Origin of the sequence: Roseibium limicola (assembly GCF_017313085.1) — a bacterium.
GTDB lineage: Bacteria > Pseudomonadota > Alphaproteobacteria > Rhizobiales > Stappiaceae > Roseibium > Roseibium limicola.
This window is the reverse complement of record NZ_JAFLNF010000007.1, coordinates 18,068-37,236: the sequence shown is the minus strand read 5'-3', so window position 1 is coordinate 37,236 and position 19,169 is coordinate 18,068. Positions and strand designations below refer to the sequence as shown.

21 protein-coding genes are annotated in these 19,169 nt (G+C 59.4%); 3 read left to right on the top strand and 18 right to left on the bottom strand.

Going from position 1 to position 19,169, the window contains the following annotated elements:
- Positions 1-25 precede the first annotated feature (25 nt).
- From J0X15_RS15295 to J0X15_RS20310, 3 genes are all read right to left on the bottom strand, one after another.
- Positions 26-733: a TenA family protein gene (locus J0X15_RS15295; protein WP_206942543.1), complete on the bottom strand. Its 708-nt coding sequence runs from the start codon at positions 731-733 to the stop codon at positions 26-28.
- Between the two features lie 75 nt (positions 734-808).
- Positions 809-1,843, bottom strand: a complete 1,035-nt coding sequence (locus J0X15_RS15290; RefSeq protein WP_206942542.1) for an aspartate-semialdehyde dehydrogenase — start codon at positions 1,841-1,843, stop codon at positions 809-811.
- A gap of 107 nt (positions 1,844-1,950) precedes the next feature.
- Complete coding sequence (locus J0X15_RS20310) at positions 1,951-2,073, bottom strand: hypothetical protein (RefSeq protein WP_269439423.1); 123 nt, start codon at positions 2,071-2,073, stop codon at positions 1,951-1,953.
- Between the two features lie 367 nt (positions 2,074-2,440).
- Here J0X15_RS20310 and J0X15_RS15285 point away from each other — a divergent pair, with 367 nt between their 5' ends.
- On the top strand, positions 2,441-4,648 hold the full coding sequence (locus J0X15_RS15285; RefSeq protein ID WP_206942533.1) for an esterase-like activity of phytase family protein: 2,208 nt from the start codon (positions 2,441-2,443) through the stop codon (positions 4,646-4,648).
- A gap of 94 nt (positions 4,649-4,742) precedes the next feature.
- On the opposite strand, the gene J0X15_RS15280 is transcribed toward J0X15_RS15285, so the two are convergent.
- The 14 genes from J0X15_RS15280 to tsaD form a co-directional block, all read right to left on the bottom strand.
- Positions 4,743-5,861, bottom strand: coding sequence for a PQQ-dependent sugar dehydrogenase (locus J0X15_RS15280; RefSeq protein WP_206942531.1), 1,119 nt, complete (start codon positions 5,859-5,861; stop codon positions 4,743-4,745).
- Between the two features lie 161 nt (positions 5,862-6,022).
- On the bottom strand, positions 6,023-6,397 hold the full coding sequence (locus tag J0X15_RS15275) for a hypothetical protein (protein WP_206942529.1): 375 nt from the start codon (positions 6,395-6,397) through the stop codon (positions 6,023-6,025).
- Entirely contained in the window at positions 6,387-6,563 is a 177-nt protein-coding gene (locus J0X15_RS15270) for a hypothetical protein (protein WP_206942527.1), read from the bottom strand. The genes J0X15_RS15275 and J0X15_RS15270 overlap by 11 nt, the downstream gene beginning before the upstream one ends.
- Before the next feature lie 180 nt (positions 6,564-6,743).
- Positions 6,744-7,160, bottom strand: a complete 417-nt coding sequence (locus J0X15_RS15265; RefSeq protein WP_206942524.1) for a hypothetical protein — start codon at positions 7,158-7,160, stop codon at positions 6,744-6,746.
- A gap of 100 nt (positions 7,161-7,260) precedes the next feature.
- On the bottom strand, positions 7,261-8,373 hold the full coding sequence (gene leuB / locus J0X15_RS15260; protein WP_206942522.1) for a 3-isopropylmalate dehydrogenase: 1,113 nt from the start codon (positions 8,371-8,373) through the stop codon (positions 7,261-7,263).
- Between the two features lie 175 nt (positions 8,374-8,548).
- The gene (locus tag J0X15_RS15255; RefSeq protein ID WP_206942520.1) at positions 8,549-9,319 is read right to left on the bottom strand and encodes a sulfite exporter TauE/SafE family protein; all 771 of its coding nucleotides are present in this window, start codon (positions 9,317-9,319) and stop codon (positions 8,549-8,551) included.
- A gap of 69 nt (positions 9,320-9,388) precedes the next feature.
- On the bottom strand, positions 9,389-11,182 hold the full coding sequence (locus J0X15_RS15250; protein WP_209015379.1) for a GGDEF domain-containing protein: 1,794 nt from the start codon (positions 11,180-11,182) through the stop codon (positions 9,389-9,391).
- Between the two features lie 229 nt (positions 11,183-11,411).
- On the bottom strand, positions 11,412-12,584 hold the full coding sequence (locus J0X15_RS15245) for a M20 aminoacylase family protein (RefSeq protein ID WP_206942516.1): 1,173 nt from the start codon (positions 12,582-12,584) through the stop codon (positions 11,412-11,414).
- Positions 12,585-12,707: 123 nt separating this feature from the next.
- On the bottom strand, positions 12,708-13,385 hold the full coding sequence (locus J0X15_RS15240; protein ID WP_206942514.1) for a class I SAM-dependent methyltransferase: 678 nt from the start codon (positions 13,383-13,385) through the stop codon (positions 12,708-12,710).
- A 13-nt stretch (positions 13,386-13,398) separates the two neighbouring features.
- A complete protein-coding gene (locus J0X15_RS15235) occupies positions 13,399-13,824 on the bottom strand; it encodes an EVE domain-containing protein (protein WP_206942511.1) in 426 nt (141 codons plus the stop codon).
- On the bottom strand, positions 13,825-14,115 hold the full coding sequence (locus J0X15_RS15230) for a YciI-like protein (RefSeq protein WP_206942502.1): 291 nt from the start codon (positions 14,113-14,115) through the stop codon (positions 13,825-13,827).
- A gap of 41 nt (positions 14,116-14,156) precedes the next feature.
- Positions 14,157-15,179, bottom strand: coding sequence for an NAD(P)H-dependent glycerol-3-phosphate dehydrogenase (locus tag J0X15_RS15225; RefSeq protein ID WP_206942500.1), 1,023 nt, complete (start codon positions 15,177-15,179; stop codon positions 14,157-14,159).
- 11 nt (positions 15,180-15,190) lie between these two features.
- Positions 15,191-15,673: an NUDIX hydrolase gene (locus tag J0X15_RS20225; RefSeq protein WP_206942498.1), complete on the bottom strand. Its 483-nt coding sequence runs from the start codon at positions 15,671-15,673 to the stop codon at positions 15,191-15,193.
- Positions 15,674-15,770: 97 nt separating this feature from the next.
- On the bottom strand, positions 15,771-16,841 hold the full coding sequence (gene tsaD, locus J0X15_RS15215; protein WP_209015400.1) for a tRNA (adenosine(37)-N6)-threonylcarbamoyltransferase complex transferase subunit TsaD: 1,071 nt from the start codon (positions 16,839-16,841) through the stop codon (positions 15,771-15,773).
- A 140-nt stretch (positions 16,842-16,981) separates the two neighbouring features.
- Here tsaD and hemC point away from each other — a divergent pair, with 140 nt between their 5' ends.
- Positions 16,982-17,905 carry a hydroxymethylbilane synthase gene (gene hemC / locus J0X15_RS15210; RefSeq protein WP_206942487.1) on the top strand — a complete coding sequence of 308 codons (924 nt, stop codon included), beginning with the start codon at positions 16,982-16,984 and terminating at the stop codon, positions 17,903-17,905.
- 22 nt (positions 17,906-17,927) lie between these two features.
- Positions 17,928-18,635 (top strand): uroporphyrinogen-III synthase, encoded by a 708-nt coding sequence (locus J0X15_RS15205; protein WP_206942480.1) that lies wholly within the window; start codon positions 17,928-17,930, stop codon positions 18,633-18,635.
- 123 nt (positions 18,636-18,758) lie between these two features.
- Here the strand turns inward: J0X15_RS15205 and J0X15_RS15200 are convergent, their stop codons facing one another.
- Positions 18,759-19,157 carry a hypothetical protein gene (locus tag J0X15_RS15200; protein WP_206942478.1) on the bottom strand — a complete coding sequence of 133 codons (399 nt, stop codon included), beginning with the start codon at positions 19,155-19,157 and terminating at the stop codon, positions 18,759-18,761.
- Positions 19,158-19,169: the final 12 nt, after the last annotated feature.

Genomic DNA, 19,169 nt, shown 5'->3' with positions numbered 1-19,169 from the left:
CAGCAGAACAATCGAACAGGGCGGCTCAGGAAGCCGCCCATACAGCATCGAAGAAGGACACTTCGAGACGGCACATCTCCTGAAAGTGCTGGGCAACTTGCTGTTGTTGCGCTTCGGTCAAGCTGCTGCCGACCTCGTCCATCTCCTCGCGGAGCCAGTTCACAAAATCCTGGAAGCCCTGGACGGCGTGAAGGTCGATCCATTCGGCCAGGTAAAAGGCCTTGGGACGCGGCTTTTTTGCTTCGCGCAGCCCCCATGTCAGGTAGACCCATTCGGCACAAAGCAGACAGGCAAGGCCTTCAGCGTAGGTGCCTTTGCCGGAGCTCTCCAGCAGCAGCCGCGAGAACTCTCGGGTCACCGGACCCTGGGCAGCGGCTCGATAGACTGTCTCGGGGACATCCAGAGCTGCAAACGAACGCTCGAAATAATTGTTTTCTTCGGACGTGAGCAAAGCCAGAAATGCGCTGAGCCGCGACTTGGACCGCATGGTTGGGGCTTTGGCGACCAGATAGCCGATGGTCGAGGCCAGGTCGGTGATGAAGGTATAGTCTTCAATCAGATACCGCACATAGGCAGCATCCGGCATGGCGTCGTCGCCGATGGCCCTGGTGAACGCGTGCTCGGTGGCGGCGGCCCAGGAGGAGCCCGTACACGAAACGAGCCAGTCACTAAACCGGGCTGAGGGCGTCTGGAGACGGTGGTCCTGGAAGGTGAGCGTCGGGGCGAGCGCCATGGACGACGTCTTTCATCTGGCTTCGAAGATCATAGGGTCAAGCGTGTATCGAAACGCGCTTGACCCTATGGGTGTTTAGGCAGCAGCCTTTTTCGGCTGGATCAGGCCACGGTTGACCAGAACTTCGGCGATCTGCACCGTGTTGAGCGCTGCTCCCTTGCGCAGATTGTCGGAAACAACCCACAGGTTGAGGCCGTTTTCGACGGTCGCATCTTCGCGAATACGGGAAATGTAGGTCGCATCTTCGCCCGCACTTTCGTAGGGCGTGATGTAGCCGCCGTCTTCCTGCTTGTCGATGACAAGACAACCCGGAGCTTCGCGCAGGATGCTGCGCGCTTCGTCAGCCGTGATCTCGTTTTCAAACTCGATGTTGACGCTTTCGGCATGGCCGATGAAGACCGGCACACGAACAGCGGTGCAGGTGAGCTTGATCTTCGGATCGAGCATCTTCTTGGTTTCGGCCAGCACCTTCCACTCTTCCTTGGTGTAGCCGTCTTCCATGAAGCTGTCGATGTGCGGGATGACGTTGAAAGCAATCCGCTTGGTGAACTTTTGCGGCTCGATCGGATCGTTGACGAAAATTGCCCGGGTCTGATTGAACAGCTCTTCCATGGCGTCCTTGCCGCCGCCCGAAACCGACTGATAGGTGGAAACAACGACGCGCTTGATCTTCGCCTTGTCGTGCAGCGGCTTCAGAGCCACGACGAGCTGGGCGGTCGAACAGTTCGGGTTGGCAATGATGTTCTTCTTGGAGAAGCCGACGATGGCGTCCGCATTCACTTCCGGCACGATCAAGGGCACATCCGCGTCGTAACGCCATGCGGAAGAGTTGTCGATGACCACACATCCCTTGGCGGCGATTCTTGGAGACCATTCCTTGGAAACAGTACCGCCAGCGGACATCAGGCAGATGTCAGTGTCGGAGAAGTCGTAGTTCTCCATGGCCTGGACCTTCAGCGTCTTGTCGCCGAAGGAAACTTCAGTGCCCTGGGAGCGGCGGGAGGCAAGGGCGACGACTTCGTCTGCCGGAAAGCCACGCTCGGCCAGAATGTCGAGCATTTCACGGCCAACGTTGCCGGTCGCGCCCGCGATTGCGATCTTGTAACCCATTTCAGAAATTCCTCATCCGTCTCCCCGCTCAAGCCCGGCTGAAGGTCATTGGACCTGCGGGCTTCAGGCACCCCCCATCCCCGGGGAGTGCGGGATGAGCGGCACCGTTAAGCGGTGGTGGTGGTAGTCGGTTTGACGGTGGTTGTTGGAGTAGGGGTCGGGCGTGCGAAAGCGGCGCCGGATTTCACCGTCGTCTGCTTCATCGCGATGTCGGCAGAATACCGAGCCATGCCTGTTGCTCCAAGTCGTACAAAACGAAGGTTCTTTTTGCCCGGATGTTGGCCCTTGTCAACAAAAGAGGCGCGCGGTGACTTGTTTTCAATCTCAAGCGATCTGTGAGGTTAGCTCACAAGTGCCTGCTCTGGGGTGCACTTTGGAAGAGGCAAGCAAAGCCTTGGGAACGGTATCCTGCAAAACAGACCCTGTCGCTGCCTTCGGACTTCGGGCTTAGAGATCTCTAGTCTTTCTCAGATCCAGCGTCACAAAAACTTCAATGAACTGTCGTGGGTGCTCCATCAAATCCGCCTAGCGTCCGGCCAAATTTCCCGCGACCCGGTGACCCTCAACCTGGCCGCAAAAATCTTGGGGCATCAAGCAATGACACTTCGCAAACAATTCCTGGCTGGCGTCAGCCTGGCGATCACACTGGGTGTTGCCGGTCAGGCGCAGGCCGGTTCGTTCTTCGAGCGCATCAACACCTATCCGGTCTACAAGACCCTGGGTGAAGGGGTTGACCCAGCGACACAGACATCGGCTGAAATCATCTCCGCCACCAAGGACGGCAACACGCTGGTCTTCAGCGACAGTCCGGCTGAAGCGGTTGTCTTCGTTGATGTAAGCGACGCCACTGCTCCGGCACCGAAGGGGCGTGTTGCCCTGGATGGCGAGCCGACGTCCGTTTCCGTTGGTGCTTCCTTCGCCTACGCTGGTGTCAACACCAGCGCAGACTACGTCAACCCGACCGGTCATCTGGCCGTCATCGCCCTGAGCGACATGGGGATCACCGCCAAGTGCGACGTGAAGGGCCAGCCTGACAGCGTAGCGACATCGCCAGACGGAAAATTTGTCGTCATTGCCATCGAAAACGAGCGTGACGAAGACCTCAACGACGGCGTCATCCCGCAGATGCCTGCCGGACATCTGGCGATTTTCGATCTGGACGAGAACGGCGCACCGACCAACTGCGACAATGTTCGCATTGTTGACATGACCGGTTTTGCTGAGGTAGCTCCGACCGATCCGGAGCCGGAATTCGTTTCCATCAACTCCAGGAACCAGGCTGTTGTGACCCTGCAGGAAAACAACCACCTGGCCATCGTTGATCTGGCGACGGGCGAAGTGACGGCCAACTTCTCCGCCGGCAAGGTCACGGTTGAAAACATCCCGGTGAAGAAAGACCGCATGAGCGATGCCAGCGGTTCCATTGTCGATGTTCCGCGTGAGCCGGATGCTGTTGCCTGGCTCGATGACGAGCGCTTTGTCACTGCCAACGAAGGCGACTACAAGGGCGGTTCGCGTGGCTTCACCATCTGGAACGTCACGGGCGATGTGCTCTTCGACAGCGGTGCCCAAATGGAGCACCTTGGCATGGAGACAGGTCACTATCCGGCCAAGCGCGCTTCCAAGAAGGGCACGGAGCCGGAAGGCGTCGCCGTCGGCACCTTTGGGGGCGAGACCTACATCTTCGTCAACTCCGAGCGCGGTAACTTCGTCGCAGTTTACAAGGACACAGGCGCCGAGCCGGAATACGTCCAGATCCTGCCGACCCATGTCGGCCCGGAAGGCTCCATCGCCCTGCCGTCGCGCAATCTCTTCGTTGTCGCCAACGAGGTTGATGAAGATGGCGTGCGTGCCCAGGTTTCGCTTTATGAATTCGGTGCCGAAGAAGCTTCCTACCCGATGGTTGTCTCCGCAAAGGACGCTGAAACTGGCGCTCCGATCGGCTGGGGCGCTCTGTCCGGTCTGGCAGCGGATCCGGAAGATGCCAACAAGCTCTTCGCAGTGACCGACAGCTTCTACGACAAGTCGAAGATCCTGACGCTCGACATCTCCTCCAAGCCGGCCCAGATCACCTCTGCTGTGATCCTGCAGGGTACCGATACGCCGAAGTACGACCTGGAAGGCATCGCGGTCGCCAAGGCCGGCGGTTTCTGGGTGGCGTCTGAAGGCAACCTGGAAAAGGAGATGAACCATCTTCTGCTGAAGGTTGCTGCTGACGGCACAGTCGAGGAAGAAATCACTCTGCCGGAAGATCTGGTCGCACAGTCGAAGCGCCACTCCTTCGAAGGCGTGGCCGAGTTTGAACGCGATGGCCAGACGCTCGTCGCCGTGGCTGTACAGCGTGAATGGAAGGACGATCCGAAGGGCATGGTCAAGCTGGCCATCTACAACCCTTCGGACAAGTCCTGGGGCTTCGTGCATTACCCGCTCGATGCACCGACAAGTGCGGCTGGCGGCTGGGTTGGCCTGTCGGAGATCGTCTCTCTGGGTGGTGAAGACTTCCTGATCCTGGAGCGTGACAACCAGGGCGGTGAATTCGCCACCATCAAACAGATCACCAAGGTCTCCCTCAGCGGCGTGACCCCGGTGGCCTATGGCTCCGAGTTGCCGGTTGTTACCAAGACCAAGGTCAAGGACATCCTGCCGGAACTGCAGGCGTCCCACGGCTGGGTTCTCGACAAGCCGGAAGGTCTGACCGTGACGGCTGCGGGCGAAGTGATCCTGGTGACCGACAACGACGGTGTTGACGATGCTCCGGGCGCAACCGAGCTGTTCAACCTCGGCCCGGTTTCCGACCTGAAGTAAGCCTTTTCAAGCATCGGTTCCCTTCAAGACCGAAAGCCAGCGCCCGGAGGAGCAATCCCCCGGGCGTTTTTTGGTGTTCGGAATTGTGCCCGTTTCAGGAACCGGAGTAGGTGATCCGATAGATCAGCCCCTCGGAATCGTCCGAGACCAGCAGCGAGCCATCGGGCAGTTCCTCGATATCGACCGGGCGGCCATAGACGGTTTCGTCGGAGGCGAGCCAACCGTCGGCGAAGACTTCCTTCCCGGTGGCGTTGCCCTGATCGTCAAAGCGGATACGCATCAACTGGTAACCGACGGGTGTCGAGCGGTTCCAGGATCCGTGCTGGGCGACAATGGCATCATTGCGATATTCTGCCGGCAGCATGTCGCCTTCGTAGAAGTCGATGCCGAGATTGGCAGAGTGGGCCTGGAAATCGAGGGCGGCGGGCGTCGTCTCGACCGGCGGCTTGGTATCTTCATAGCCGGTCAGCGGGATGCCCTGACCACCTTCATAGGGGTAGCCGAAGTGTTGGGCGGCCCGGGTCACCCGGTTCAGCTCGTCGGGTGGAATGTCGTCGCCCATGCGGTCGGCGCCATTGTCGGTGAACCAGAGTTCACCCGATGTCGGGTGCCAGTCGAAGCCAACGGAATTGCGGGTGCCGTCGGCGATGACGTCCCAAGAGCTGCCGTCATCTGCAAGGCGAACGATCTTGCCGGTGTTGTCTTCCAACTCGCAAATGTTGCAGGGCGCGCCGAGCGCGACATAAAATTTTCCGTCCGGGCCGAAGGCACTGTAGCGCCAACCGTGATGGGGACTGGTGTTGAAGCCGCCTGCGACTGTCTGCAGGTCAGATAGCTGTCCGGTGCCATCATAGTCTTGCGGTATCTGCCAGGATACGACCTGATCGTTAAGGGCGATGAAGAGCTTGCCGTCTTTCAGGCCGATGCCGTTGGGTACATTCAGCCCGGAGCCGATCTGGGTGACGGTGTCTGCAACGCCATCGTCGTCCTTGTCGACGACAGCGTGGATCATATCGCTTCTGGAGCTGACGAAAACGACGCCGGTTGTCGGATCATGCAGAAGTGTTCTGGCTCCGGGCACTTCGGCAAAGACAGAAATTTCAAATCCGTCGGGCAGATTGATCCTGGAGAGGATGTCCTCGTACTCAGCATGAGCGGTGACGGGCAGAAGGAAAGCAGCGGCAGTGCTGAGGAGCAGGGGTGTTCGGCGCATATCTTGTCTCCGGTCGGTTTCGGATACAACTTAAGCTGGTTTTTCTCGCAGCGAAGACAAGCCGTCTGAGGGCAATTAATCGTGATGCCGTTGGGTATAACACCCCCGGCAGCGCTGATGCCTGCCGGGGGTCGGGTGCCGCATCTCCTGTTGCAGAGACGCTAAAGGTCAGGTGTGATGGCCGGGGTTATCATGGTTGCAGGGGCTTCCAGGTCGGTGATGCAGACCTGAGGTCTCTTGTGGGAAGCCGATGCGTCGGCCGCCTGAAGTTCTCCCGTTGCCACTGATAATCCGAAGATCAACATGGTCAGGCCGGTGGAGTAGAGACGAATGGCAGCACCAGGCAAGCGGAATGCATGCGGCTTTTGTTCGCTCGGCGGTTTTTCTTGCTGCGGGGTCGAGGCGGCCGCCGAAACGCTGCTGGCGGTTTCCTTGTCATGTTCCTGCAGAAACAACGGATGAATATCAGAGCCTGTCGGCTTGAGATCAGCTGATTTTGCCGCGGCAGATCGCGCGCTGGATTTCTTAATTGTCATAGGAAATCCGGTGTACGACGGCGGCGCAGTCAGCGGATGCCAGCAGGGATCCGTTCAACGGCGTGATCTTGTTCAGAGCAGCAGATAGGTCGGTTTCGGCCTGCGCGGCGGCCATAAGACCGAGCGCCAGGTTCGCGGCGGCGCCGCAAGGCAGTTTCGTCAGCATATCGCCCTCCCAAACGACCGGACCCACCTCCTGGGTCCGAAGCTTCCCCAACTTAGGTGCGGTTTGGGAGAATTCTCAAGAGAAGTGACAGGGGGCGGGCCGAGAAAGGCCCGGTTTCTGTGCACTTTGCAGCGATACTCGCTTTCGTGCCGATGAATGGCACGCTTGATGGCGTGCTGCTTACTGAGCCCGGCGGTAGACCGTCACATTGGTGAAACTGTCGACATCGACGAGGTGCACGGTCTGGGTGACCGTCAGGGTGGTGCCGTCCTGGGATAGCTCGCGGTCGGCCTTCATGATCGTCAGTTGCCCCTTGCGGGCGTCCGAAACCAGATTGCGATCGCCTTCAAAGCGAAGCGACATGGCATCGACCAGGCCGCTCTTGCCGAGCTTGATTTCAGGGCCATCAGGCACTGCCTCGAAGGTGTCATTGGTGACAAGCCCTTCGACGTCAATCTGGTTCATGGTGAAGATCACCATGCCGAAGTTGTCTTCAATTTTCAGGCTGGCGCTCTTGGGCGGTTCGCCCTGTTCGAATTCGCTGGCGGAAGTGTCCAGGATCCAGGTGCCGAGAAAGGGGCCGATCTTGTCGCTCATTGCCGTGTCCTGACTAAGGTAGGAGGAATTGCGGGCCTTATAACGGAAAAAGACCGCCAGGGGGCAAGCCCCTGACGGTCTTTTCTCAAATTCATTCGTGTCAGGCGCTCAGCGCGTCCAGTTCGGCGAGGATCGCATCGCCCATTTCGGCGGTGGAGATCACGGTGTCGCCTTCGGCCGAGATATCACGGGTGCGCAGGCCCTTGTCGAGGGTGTTGGCGATTGCCTTTTCCACCAGGTCGGCTTCTGCGACCAGCTCGAAGGAGTAGCGCAGGGCCATGGCGAAGGAGGCGATCATGGCGATCGGGTTGGCCGCACCCGTGCCGGCGATGTCCGGTGCGGAGCCGTGTACCGGTTCATACATGGCCTTGCGGCGGCCGGTCTTGGGATCAGGCGCCCCAAGCGAGGCGGACGGCAGCATGCCGAGCGAGCCGGTCAGCATGGCAGCGACATCCGACAGCATGTCGCCGAACAGGTTGTCGGTGACGATGACATCGAACTGCTTGGGCCAGCGAACCAGCTGCATGCCGCCAGCATCGGCCAGCATGTGATCGAGCTGCACGTCTTCGTAGCCGGCCTTGTGGGTCTGGGTGACGACTTCGTTCCAGAGCACGCCGGACTTCATGACGTTGCGCTTTTCCATCGAGGTGACCCTGCCACCACGGGTACGGGCCAGCTCGAAGGCGGCCTTGGCGATGCGTTCGATCTCGTAGGTGTCGTAGACCTGCGTATCGATGCCGCGCTTCTGGCCGTTGCCGAGGTCCTTGATTTCCTTCGGCTCACCGAAGTAGACGCCGCCGGTCAGCTCACGCACGATCAGGATGTCGAGGCCTTCAATGACGTCCTTGCGCAGCGACGAGGCATCGGCCAGGGCCGGATAGCAGATCGCCGGGCGCAGGTTGGCAAACAGCTCCATGTCCTTGCGCAGGCGCAGCAGGCCAGCTTCCGGGCGCACTTCGTAAGGGACGGCATCCCACTTCGGGCCGCCAACAGCGCCGAAGATCACGGCGTCGGCGTCCATGGCCTTGGCCATGTCTTCCTCGGAGATAGCCTGACCGTGGGCGTCGTATGCAGCGCCGCCGACAAGTCCCTCATCGGTTTCGAAAGTTTCTTTGCCCTGGGTGTTGAGCCAGGCAATGATCTTCTTCACTTCGACCATGATTTCCGGGCCAATGCCGTCGCCCGGAAGCAGAAGGAGCTTGTGTGTCGCCATGGGAGTGTCCGCCCTTGATGTTATGTTGGTTTTTGTCACTGTTGGTTACCGTCTTGTGGCGAGGCTGACAAGCGCTGCCAGGGCCTGGCTGACGGTATGAGAGTTCAAAAGATTTCAACTGTCCCGTCGGTCCGCTCAACTTTGAGCATTTCGGTGGTGTTTCCGCGCCCTGATGTTACGCCATGAGGCGGCTGGTGCCTTGCCACAGCAGGTTGAGCGCCAACAGGGTCATGACAATCTTGAACCCGACGCGGAAGGTGCTTTCCTTCATCCGACCCAACAGCTGGCTGCCGACCAGCGTCCCGGCGAAGCCACTGATGATCATGAGGATGATCAGGCCTGCCCAGGGAGCAAAGGCAAAGCCCAGGACACCGAAGGCAATGACCTTGAAGACATGCATGATCAGAGCTGTCGCCGCCTGATTGGCAACAAATTGATGGCGGGTCAGGCCGAGTGTGGACAAGACGCTGGCGCCGATGGGGCCGGCAGCGCCAAAGAACATCGACATCAACGTCCCGAGAAAACCGGCAAAGCCCATTGCCTGCTTGGCGAACTGGCCGAGCTTCAGGGGCTTGCCCCAAACCACCCAGAGCACGAAACAGCCAATGCCGAGGCGCAGCCATGCATCGGGCAGATTGACGGCGATGGCGCCACCGACGGCGGCCCCAAAGACTGCGCCAATGGCGAACCACAGCACGATGCTCCAGTCGACATGGCGGACCTGGACAAGCGCTCTGCCGGCGTTCGAGCCGAGCTGCACAACCCCATGGACAGGAACGAGAGCTGCGGCGGGCATGAGATTGGCCATGACGGCAATCAAGGCCAGTCCACCGCCGAGGCCGACAGCTGCGGTCAGGGCAGACGTCACGAAGCTGACGACGATCATGATGAGCGTAACGGCGAGTGAAAGCTGGTCCGGAAAGAACCAGTCGAGGAGTGAGGACATGCAATGGTCTCCTGCATTGCGCCCTTTATCCTTAGTTGGGCAATGCGCCGCAAGGCCATTCTTGGTGAATTAGAGTACCGCCTTACTTGGCTTGAAATTCTGACCGAATGTGGTCGTCGCCAGTCCGTCAGCGCTTTCTTTGGCCTGTTGTTTCATCAGGGCGATCTGGCGCCACAAGATGTCCTGATCATCGACCCGCAAGCCTTTGGGGAGATGTACCACGGCAATGGAGCAGGTCAGCAGAGAGAACTTGCGGTCGATGCCGGCGCGATCCTTCGACAGGATATATCCGTCTTCCCGGTGCTTCGCATCGTAGAAGCTTTCAGCTTGATGTCTGAACTCGTTGCGCAGATCGATCAGGACTTGTTGCACCTTGCCAAAATCCTGCTTCTTGAAGCCGATGAAGAAGTCGTCGCCACCAATGTGGCCGATGAAATCTTCCTGATCTGCCACACAGCGCCGTGCCAATTCGGAGAAAAGCAGGAGAGCGCGGTCTCCGGTTCTGAAGCCGTAGGCATCGTTGAACGGCTTGAAGTGGTCGAAGTCGATGTAGCAGAAACTACGCTCGGTATCGGAGCGGGTTGCTTCCTCCACCACGAATGAAGTCACGCTGCCGTTGCCAGGCAACTTTGAGAGAGGGTTCTGATCTTCTGCGGCGCGCATGCGGATTTCATTGGCGATCTTCAGCAGCGAGCTGGTGGTCAGGAAGCCATAATATTTGCCGTTCTTGGTGACGATCACGCCGCCGCTCTGATCATCCTCATTGGCGATCAGCCCGATCAGCTGATCCAGCTTGGAGTGCAGATCGGCGATGGGGCAGCGGTGGAGAAAGCTCTTCACCCGGTTGTTGACGGCTTTGTTGCGCAACAGATCTTGCCCGAAAGGCATGTAGATCAGTTCCTTGATGTCGGCTTCCTTGATCAGCCCTCGGGGTTCGTCTGCGGCATTGATAACGGGAATGAACGGATAGGCGCGGCCCGCACGCAGCATGGTCAGGACTTCGTCCATCCTGGCATCGTCGCGCAGGGCGATGAGCGGCTTGATCTCTCGCTTCAGCAAATCTTCAAAGGGGTTGGAGATGCCGTCCGGGGTGGCAGTGGCCGTTGTCGTGGCGGAGGTGTCGATGGCTTGCGGATAGCGATCGAGAATGTCGTCGCTGCGTGTGGTGGGATGAGAAATCAGATAGCCCTGGATGAGATCGCAGCCGATTTCGCGGCAGGTGAGGAATTCCGCACGGGTCTCGACACCTTCGGCTACGACCCGCATGCCCAGAACATGGGCCAGTTCCACCGCCGATGAGACGAGGAGGCGCTTGCGGGCATCGCTCTGGATCGACTGTACGAAGAAGCGGTCGATCTTGATGATTTCAGGCTCGAAGTCGTAGAGGCTCTTGAGCTGGGAAAAGCCCTTGCCGAAGTCGTCGATCGCGATGGAGAAATCCAGTCGGCGGGCTTCTGCGATGAAATGTTTCGTCTGACCGGCTGAGGAAATGTCCTTTGCCTCGGAAAGCTCCAGGCAGATGATCGCCGGTGTAAAGCCGTACTCGCTAAGCAATTCGGCCGTCTTGGCGGTCAGGTCGTTCTCAGTCTCGAGCAGACGGGCATCGACGTTGAGAAACAGGCGGGTGTTGCGCGGCAGGCGGGCGCTGGCAAGCTTGGCAATTGCCTTGCGGCGCAGGATCAGTTCCAGCTCAACGAGGCAATTGAGCTCGTAGGCCTTGTCGAAGACGTCGCTGGGATAGGTGCAATCCAGCTGCTCGACGTTTCTCAGCAGCGCCTCGATGCCATAAAGGTCACCGGTATGACTGTCGACGATGGGCTGCAGCGCATATTCCAAAACGGAGGCTGCATTGGTCAGGAACATCTGTGGGTTTATCGTGAAACGAAATGTTGCGGGATGTACTGGCTGGATCGTCATAGGGCTTGGTCCAAGCTGGTAAAATGAAGCTTGAGACCATAATTGCCTGTTTTTTATAGGTATTTGTTACTATGAGGCGGCTAACAGATTGATATGGTAAGGCAAACGTTAAAACGCACCGGCAAAGAGTATCCAACTCTCCACCGATGCGCTTTAATTTTGCGTTTTTAGAGACTTAGGCTGCGGCGCGCAGGGAGGTCTCGACCAGTTTGATCCAGTACGAACTGCCGTAAAGGATGGCGTCGTCGTTGAAATCATACATCGGGTGGTGGAGGCCGGCGCTGTCGCCATTTCCAGTATAAATGAAGGCGCCTGGACGTTCTTCAAGCATGTAGGCGAAGTCTTCTCCACCCATCATTGGTGGGAGGTCGCGATTGACCTTGCCTGTGCCAGCAACGTCTTCGGCAACATCTGCGGCGAAGTAGGTCTGGTCTTCGTGGTTGACGACAACCGGATAGCCGAGGATGTAGTCGATCTCGGCGACGGCGCCGAACGCCGTGGCGGTGTTTTCCACGATGGCCTTGAAACGTTCTTCAGCCAGCTCACGAACGCCTGCATCCAGGGTGCGGACCGTGCCGCGCAAAAGAACTTCCTGAGGGATGACGTTGAAAGCGTTGCCTGCCTGGAAAATCGTTACTGAAACCACGACAGACTTTAACGGATCGAGGTTGCGGCTGGCGATTGTCTGCAGGGAGGTGACGACCTGGGCGGCGCAGACAACCGGATCAATTGTTTCGTGTGGCTTTGCTGCATGACCGCCGCGGCCCTTGATAGTGACGGCGAATTCATCGGTCGCGGCCATCATCGCGCCCGGACGAATGGCAAATTCGCCAACCGGCAGACCCGGATAATTGTGCATGCCGTAGACTTCGTCGATGTGCCAGCGGGTCATCAGTCCGTCGTCGATCATCGCCTTGGCGCCAGCGCCACCTTCTTCGGCAGGCTGGAAGATGACGACAACGGTGCCATCGAAGTTTCTGGTTTCCGCCAGATACTTGGCCGCACCCAGCAGCATGGCGGTGTGGCCGTCGTGGCCACAGGCATGCATCTTTCCCGGAACTTTCGAGGCATAGGGCTTGCCGGTGATTTCGTCGATCGGCAGGGCGTCCATGTCGGCGCGCAGGCCCAGCGTCTTGCCGGAGCCCCCGTTGCGGCCCTTGATGACGGCGACCACGCCGGTCTGACCAATGCCGGTGACCACTTCGTCCGCGCCAAACCCTTTCAACAGCTCCGCAACCTTTTCGCCGGTGCGAACGGTTTCATAGAGGATTTCAGGGTTCTCGTGAAAATCGCGCCGCCATGCGGTGATCTCTTCATGAAGCTCTGCGAGGCGATTGACGATAGGCATGCGGATGGCTCCTTGGGACGCAATGCTGGGAAGGGGTGTGAACTGGCGAATGCCGAGGCCACATGCTAGCGAAAATTTTTCAAAGTTGAAGAGGTTGTGCCGACTTTATTGCCTTGTGCAAATTTAAGGCGCTTTTGCCGCAGCGGGTTCCAACAGCTTAAACACGCTGGTTTTTTTAATGGTGGCATCCTCAAGATTGGCAATCACCTCGATCTCGTAGGTGGCCAGAAGCTCCAACCGCTCCCTTGGCAGATAGCTGCGGCCGGGATCACCGACAAAAACGCTAATTCCCGCAGTCAAAGCTCTGTCGATGAAAGGCAGGATCTTTTCTGCCATCGGTTGTTCGTAAAACACATCACCGCAGAAGATGACGTCGACCGGCGGCGGGCCATCCCCGGTGATGTCACGGTCCACCACGTCGAGCATGACATTGTTCAGGGCTGCGTTGGCTCTGGCTGCGTGGGCGGCAAAGGGATCGATGTCGACTGCCTGGCAGTGAGCTGCCCCGGCCAGCATAGCGGCGATGCCGACAACGCCTGATCCGCTGGCGAGATCGAGGATCTGCTTGCCGGCGACAATATCGGGATTGTCGAGAATATAGCGGGCGAGGGCTTGACCTCCCGCCCAGGCGAAGGCCCAGAAGGGAGGTGGAAGGCCCAGGGCCTCCAGCTCCTCTTCGGTTTTTTGCCACAGGTCCATGGCCTCGTCGGCCACGTGCAGCCGGATCTCCTGAGCATGGGGAACGCGGCGAACCACGGTCTCTGCATGAATGAATTTCATCGGATCATTCAGTGCGTCCATTGGGTCTCCGGGCTTACGCTGGGCCGTCCAGTCCACCCATCTCGCAGACGATGGACCATTCTCTCTCGGTCACAGGCTGCACCGAAAGGCGCATGCTTGTCACCAAAGACATTTCCTCAAGCCGCGGCTCTGCCTTCACCTGGGCCAGGGTGACCGGCTTTGGAATGTCACAAACCGCTTTGAAATCAACGCATTCCCAGCGCGGATCATCGGTTTTCGGGTCCGGGTGAATTCCACTGCAAACTTCCACAACGCCAACAACTTCCTTGCCGATGTTGGAATGGTAGAAGAACGCCTTGTCGCCGATTTTCATGGCACGCATGTTGTTGCGGGCCTGATAATTGCGAATGCCGTCCCAGGGTTCGCCTTCGTCGCCCTTGGCTTTCTGCTGCTCCCAGGACCACTTGTCGGGTTCGGATTTGATCAACCAGTATTGCACTTAGATGGTCTCCGGGTTCTTCACAGCCCAGTTCCACGGGCGAATGTCGACGCTCTCGAACAGGCCGGCCTTGGCATAGGGATCGGCCGCGGCCAGTGCTTCGACAGCGGACTTGTCGGAGGCTTCGATGAGAACGAGAGAGCCGTTCATCTCGCCTGCCTCACTGAGAAATGGCCCGGCGCCTTTGAGCTGGTCACCCAGACCCTTGAGAAACTCGATGTGAGCCGGGCGGTTGTCGAGGCGAACCTGCAGGGCGCCGGGCTTGTCTGTACAAATCAGGGCAAAAAGCATCTGTGCTTCCTTGTGTGACTTTGTGGGTAAACGCCAGCGGATCAGGCTGGCGGTGTTTCTGATTTCAACGGGCGCGTCATGAGCGCGGTAATGGCTTCTTCGATCGGAAGATCTTCTTCCACCATACGTGCGACAATCTTGCAAATAGGCAGGTCGACATTCAGCCGGTCGCCAAGCGTCACGGCAATCCGGGCCGAGTGGGCGCCTTCGGCCAGTTTGCCGCCTGAGGCCTTCAAGTCGGAAGCCAAAAGACCCTTGCCGAGCTTGAGGCCGAATGAAAAGTTGCGCGACTGAGTGGAGGAGCAGGTGAGCACCAGATCACCGAGACCGGACAGGCCGGTCAGCGTTTCGTGGCGGGCGCCAAGAGCTTGGGCCAGCCGGGTCAATTCGGCAAAGCCGCGAGCCGTCAGGGCCGCCTGTGCGCTGGCGCCGAGCTTGCGGCCGACCACGGCGCCACAGGCGATGGCCAACACGTTTTTCAAGGCCCCACCGATCTGGGCGCCAATGACATCCGTCGATGCATAGGGGCGGAAGGCGGGGGCGGCGAGTGCCTGGCTGAGCCCTTGCGCGGTTGCGTCGGTCTCTGCTGCAATGGTCACGGCGGTTGGCAGGCCACGAGCCACGTCGTCCGCAAAGCTCGGGCCGGAAAGAACGGCAGCTTCCGCCTGCCGCGCTTCCTCCTTCAGCACCTCGGACAGCATTTGCCCGGTGCCGCGTTCTATGCCCTTGGCACACAGCACGACCGGCACAGTGAGCTTGGCTTCATTTTGCAGAACCCGCAAAATGTCCCGTGTGGTCTGGGCCGGGGTGACGAGCAGGATGGCGTCGGCCTTGCTGCAGTCCGACAGCCGATCCGTGAACGTCAGATCCTCATCAAAGGTGATGCCCGGCAGGTAGCGGCTGTTCTGATTGCGGCTCCGCATCTCGGTAATCAGGCTCTGGTCCCGCGCCCACAGGGTGACGGATCGTCCGGCACGGGCCGCGGTCAGGGCCAGGGCAGTGCCCCAGGCGCCGCCGCCGATGACGACAATTTTCTGAAAGCGTTGAGCAGATGCAGTGGGCAATCGGGTCTCCTTCAGAAGCGGGTGCGCAGGGCGTCGAGCGGTTCGCCGAAGCCGGCGAAAAACATATTTGGGTTCTGGGCGGCCGGGCCGAACAGGTCGATCCAGTGCAAGCGGAACCGAATCGGTGGGCCGCCATTGCTCGGGGTCATTTCGTAATGTTCCCATTCTTCCGCTGGCCGGCTCGGGATCCGGACGTGGTAGTGTTTGCGCAGGTGTCGTCCCTTCAGCGGCCGGTCCGGCGGTGCCTGGTGCTTGCCTTGGGCCACCAGCGTTTCAAACGGCAGATCCTGATCTGCAAAATGCTCGAAGGCGGCATCGAGTTGCAGGCCAGTCTCTTCCTGAAACTCCCGCCGTGCGCCAATCAGATAGCTTTCACCCGGATCAATCGTGCCGCCCGGCACCTGAAGGCCCAGCTGCGGCGTATCCGGCTCGTTGAAAACCAGCAACTGCGTCCCGCAGGTCAGATAGACGTAGGCCTTGTGAAAAATCTGCATCAAAAATGGTGCCCGAGGAGGTTCGAATAAGGATCAGGGCTTCACTCGTATCAAGTTCACAGCATCAGGGGAACCGGCTGACTGCGATTGCCTGAGCCTAAACCTTCGCGCCTTTTTTGCCGGAACCCAGAACGCCGCTGGCGTCCTGATCCAAAGGCCAGCGCGGGCGCGGGCTGACGGCCATGTCATCCACCGGCCCCAGACGCAGGCGCTCGATGCCGGCCCAGGCGATCATTGCTGCGTTGTCGGTGCAAAGGGCCATCGGCGGTGCGATGAAACGCGCATCAACACGCTTGGCAGCCTCCAGAAGGGCGCTGCGAATCTCCGCATTGGCGGCCACCCCCCCAGCCACAACGATCGTTGGCTGCACATCGGGAAAGCGATCCTTGAACAGACCCAGAGCCCGGCTGGTGCGTGTGGCCAGTACATCGGAGACGGCGCGCTGAAACCCGGCGCAGAGGTCAGCGACGGTCTGATCGTCGATGGGTTCGAGTTTTTTGGCCTGGGTGCGCAGAGCCGTCTTCAGTCCGGCAAAGGACATGTCGAGGCCGGGCCGGTCGAGCAGGGGGCGCGGCAGCTTGAAGCGGTTGACGTCACCTTCGCGGGCCAGACGCTCGACGTTGGGGCCGCCGGGATAGGGGAGGCCAAGCAGCTTGGCGGTCTTGTCGAAGGCCTCGCCAATCGCATCATCGATGGTGGTGCCGAGACGCTCATAGTCGCCAACGCCTTTCACCAGCAGAAACTGACTGTGACCGCCGGAGACGAGCAGCAGCAGGAACGGGAATTCCAGATCATCTGTCAGACGGGCCGTCAGGGCGTGGCCTTCCAGGTGATTGACGGCGATCAGGGGTTTAGCAGCGGCCATGGCGATGGCTTTGGCTGTCAGAAAGCCGACGATCACGCCGCCGATCAGGCCGGGGCCCGCAGTCGCAGCGACGGCATCAATGTCATCGAAGCTGCAGCCAGCCTCATCCATCGCCTGCTGGACGATCTTGTCCAGCACCTCGATATGGGCGCGGGCAGCAATTTCGGGCACCACGCCGCCGAAGGCCTTGTGTTCATCGAACTGTGAGCGGATTACATTGGACAGGATCTGCCGATCTGCCGGACCGCGCACGACCGCCGCCGCGGTTTCATCGCAGCTGGTTTCGATGCCCAAAACGGTCAGCGACCCCGTGTCGCAATCGGAAAAATCGGTTTTCATGGTTGCAGTTTCATTGGCCAATGGTAGTCAACGGCCTATCATTCATCGACGCTCATGTCGTTTCAAATCTGCCCGAGAGGGCCCTAACATCGGGATAGTGATCCTTGCAAACGAAACCTTTGCGGATAGGAACCCGCGGTAGCGCTCTGGCTCTGGCGCAAGCTCATGAGACGCGCTCCCGCTTGATGATCGCACATAACATGCCGGAAGAGGCATTCGAAATCGTCGTCATCAAGACGTCCGGCGACAAGATTCAGGACCGGCCGTTGTCTGAAGTCGGCGGCAAGGGGCTTTTCACCAAGGAAATCGAAGAGGGGCTTCTCGACGGGTCTCTGGATCTGGCTGTGCATTCCTCCAAGGACATGCCAACAGTGCTGCCCGACGGTCTGGCACTGACAGCCTTCCTGCCGCGTGAAGATGTGCGCGATGCCTTCATCTCGCCCAAGGCGGAAACGCTTCTCGATCTGCCGCAGAATGCGGTTGTTGGCTCCAGCTCGCTCCGGCGCCAGGCGATGATCAAGCATTTGCGCCCCGATATCGAGGTGGTGATGTACCGGGGCAACGTTCAAACCCGCTTGAGAAAGCTGGAAGAAGGCCAGGTCGATGCGACGCTGCTGGCCTATGCAGGCTTGAAGCGTCTGGGCCTGGGTGATGTGGTGACCAGCGTTTTGGAACCCGATCAGTTTCTGCCGGCCGTCGGTCAGGGGGCGATCTGTATCGAGAGTCGCGCCAGGGATACGGCCACCCTCGACATGTTGTCTGCGATCCATGATGAAGAAACAGAGCGTCGGCTGACGGCGGAGCGGGCGTATCTTGCTGTGCTTGATGGTTCCTGTCGGACGCCGATTGGCGGATTGGCAGAGATCTCCGGAGAAACCCTGATCCTGCGCGGAGTGGTTCTGAAGCCGGATGGGTCGCAGATGCATTCCATCGAGCGGGCGGGTCCGGTGACTGACGCCGAACGCATCGGTCAGGAAGCCGGTGAGGCCTTGAAAGAACTGATGGGGCCTGGCTTTTTGAGTACCTGATGGGACTTGAGGGGAGGGGATCTTGCGCTTTCTGGTGACGCGTCCTGAGCCGCAATGCTCGCTGAGTGCTCAACGGCTTGCAGGCTTGGGGCATGAGGTGCTGACCGTGCCGCTGATGCAGCAGCTGACGGTTGGATTGCCGTTGCTGCCCGACGCGGGGTATGCAGCGATTGCTGTGACCAGTGCCCGTGTCGCAGAGGTTCTGGCGCAAGATTCCCAAGCCGATGTCTTGAAGCGCCTTCCGGTGTTCGCTGTCGGTGACCGGTCTGCCACCGCCATGCGCCAGGCCGGATGGTCGCAGGTGATGTCGGCGAAGGGGGCGGGAGCCGATCTGGCGCAGCTGATTCTTCAGGCGGGCGTGAAGGGCCGGTTGCTTTATCCGGCAGCTGCAGATCGGGCCTTTGATCTGGCTGCTGCATTGCAATTGGCAGGGATCACCGTCGACACGCAAGTGGTCTACCGGATGGAAGTCCTGGGATATTTGCCCAACACGATTGAGCAAGCGCTGGCCGAGCGTCAGCTGGACGGGACGTTGCTGTATTCCCGACGCAGCGCCGAGATTTTCACGACATTGGTAGCGGCTGCGTCCGGACTGGAACTATTGCGCAATCAACGCGTTATAGTGATGTCGCACGGGGTTGCCTCATCCTTGCCCGAGTTTGTAGAAACAGTTATCGCCACCGCCCCAAATGAAGAAGCGCTGTTTAAAGCGGCGTTAAGACTGTCTTAACCCGAGCCGTTCTGACTGTGTTTCCGCAGCGCGGAAAAGACTTTGGCATGCCGCTACCGCTTGCTCTCAGGGCGTGTATAGTATGTGAGAAACCCCGTTCCTTCGGGGATTTAAGGTGAGGACCTAGCAGATGCCGACGGACAAAGATCCTTCCAGCAAGACCCCATCTTCAGGTGACAAGCCCTCGTCTGCGCAATCCGGCGCAAAGCAAGGGTCGACGACGTCTGAGGGGCAAACGGCGAGCAGCGCAAAGAGCAGTGCGATCCCGCCGAAATCCAAACGGCCGGTGACGATTGATCTCGAAGCCAAGCCGATCGCCGGCAAGCCAGCGGGCGAAACCGGCAAGCCGGATGCTGCCAGAACGCCTGCCGCTTCGTCAGCTGCCCCGAGCGCTAGCGGTGCAAAATCCGGCACGTCTGGGGTTTCTGGCTCTTCTGGCGCAGCAAGCAGCAAGCCATCCACTGCGACATCTCCACACAGTTCGGCTGCCAGCTCTGCGTCGTCGGGATCTGCGTCTTCCACTGCCTCGAAGCC

Coding starts and splice junctions, on each gene's coding strand:
- J0X15_RS15295 (WP_206942543.1), bottom strand. CDS start 733: ATGGCGCTCGCCCCGACGCTCACCTTCCAGGACCACCGTCTCCAGACG.
- J0X15_RS15290 (WP_206942542.1), bottom strand. CDS start 1,843: ATGGGTTACAAGATCGCAATCGCGGGCGCGACCGGCAACGTTGGCCGT.
- J0X15_RS15275 (WP_206942529.1), bottom strand. CDS start 6,397: ATGACAATTAAGAAATCCAGCGCGCGATCTGCCGCGGCAAAATCAGCT.
- J0X15_RS15265 (WP_206942524.1), bottom strand. CDS start 7,160: ATGAGCGACAAGATCGGCCCCTTTCTCGGCACCTGGATCCTGGACACT.
- J0X15_RS15255 (WP_206942520.1), bottom strand. CDS start 9,319: ATGTCCTCACTCCTCGACTGGTTCTTTCCGGACCAGCTTTCACTCGCC.
- J0X15_RS15230 (WP_206942502.1), bottom strand. CDS start 14,115: ATGCTTTTTGCCCTGATTTGTACAGACAAGCCCGGCGCCCTGCAGGTT.
- J0X15_RS20310 (WP_269439423.1), bottom strand. CDS start 2,073: ATGGCTCGGTATTCTGCCGACATCGCGATGAAGCAGACGACGGTGAAA.
- J0X15_RS15270 (WP_206942527.1), bottom strand. CDS start 6,563: ATGCTGACGAAACTGCCTTGCGGCGCCGCCGCGAACCTGGCGCTCGGT.
- J0X15_RS15280 (WP_206942531.1), bottom strand. CDS start 5,861: ATGCGCCGAACACCCCTGCTCCTCAGCACTGCCGCTGCTTTCCTTCTG.
- J0X15_RS15285 (WP_206942533.1), top strand. CDS start 2,441: ATGACACTTCGCAAACAATTCCTGGCTGGCGTCAGCCTGGCGATCACA.
- J0X15_RS15250 (WP_209015379.1), bottom strand. CDS start 11,182: ATGTTCCTGACCAATGCAGCCTCCGTTTTGGAATATGCGCTGCAGCCC.
- J0X15_RS15245 (WP_206942516.1), bottom strand. CDS start 12,584: ATGCCTATCGTCAATCGCCTCGCAGAGCTTCATGAAGAGATCACCGCA.
- J0X15_RS20225 (WP_206942498.1), bottom strand. CDS start 15,673: ATGCAGATTTTTCACAAGGCCTACGTCTATCTGACCTGCGGGACGCAG.
- J0X15_RS15240 (WP_206942514.1), bottom strand. CDS start 13,385: ATGGACGCACTGAATGATCCGATGAAATTCATTCATGCAGAGACCGTG.
- leuB (WP_206942522.1), bottom strand. CDS start 8,373: ATGGCGACACACAAGCTCCTTCTGCTTCCGGGCGACGGCATTGGCCCG.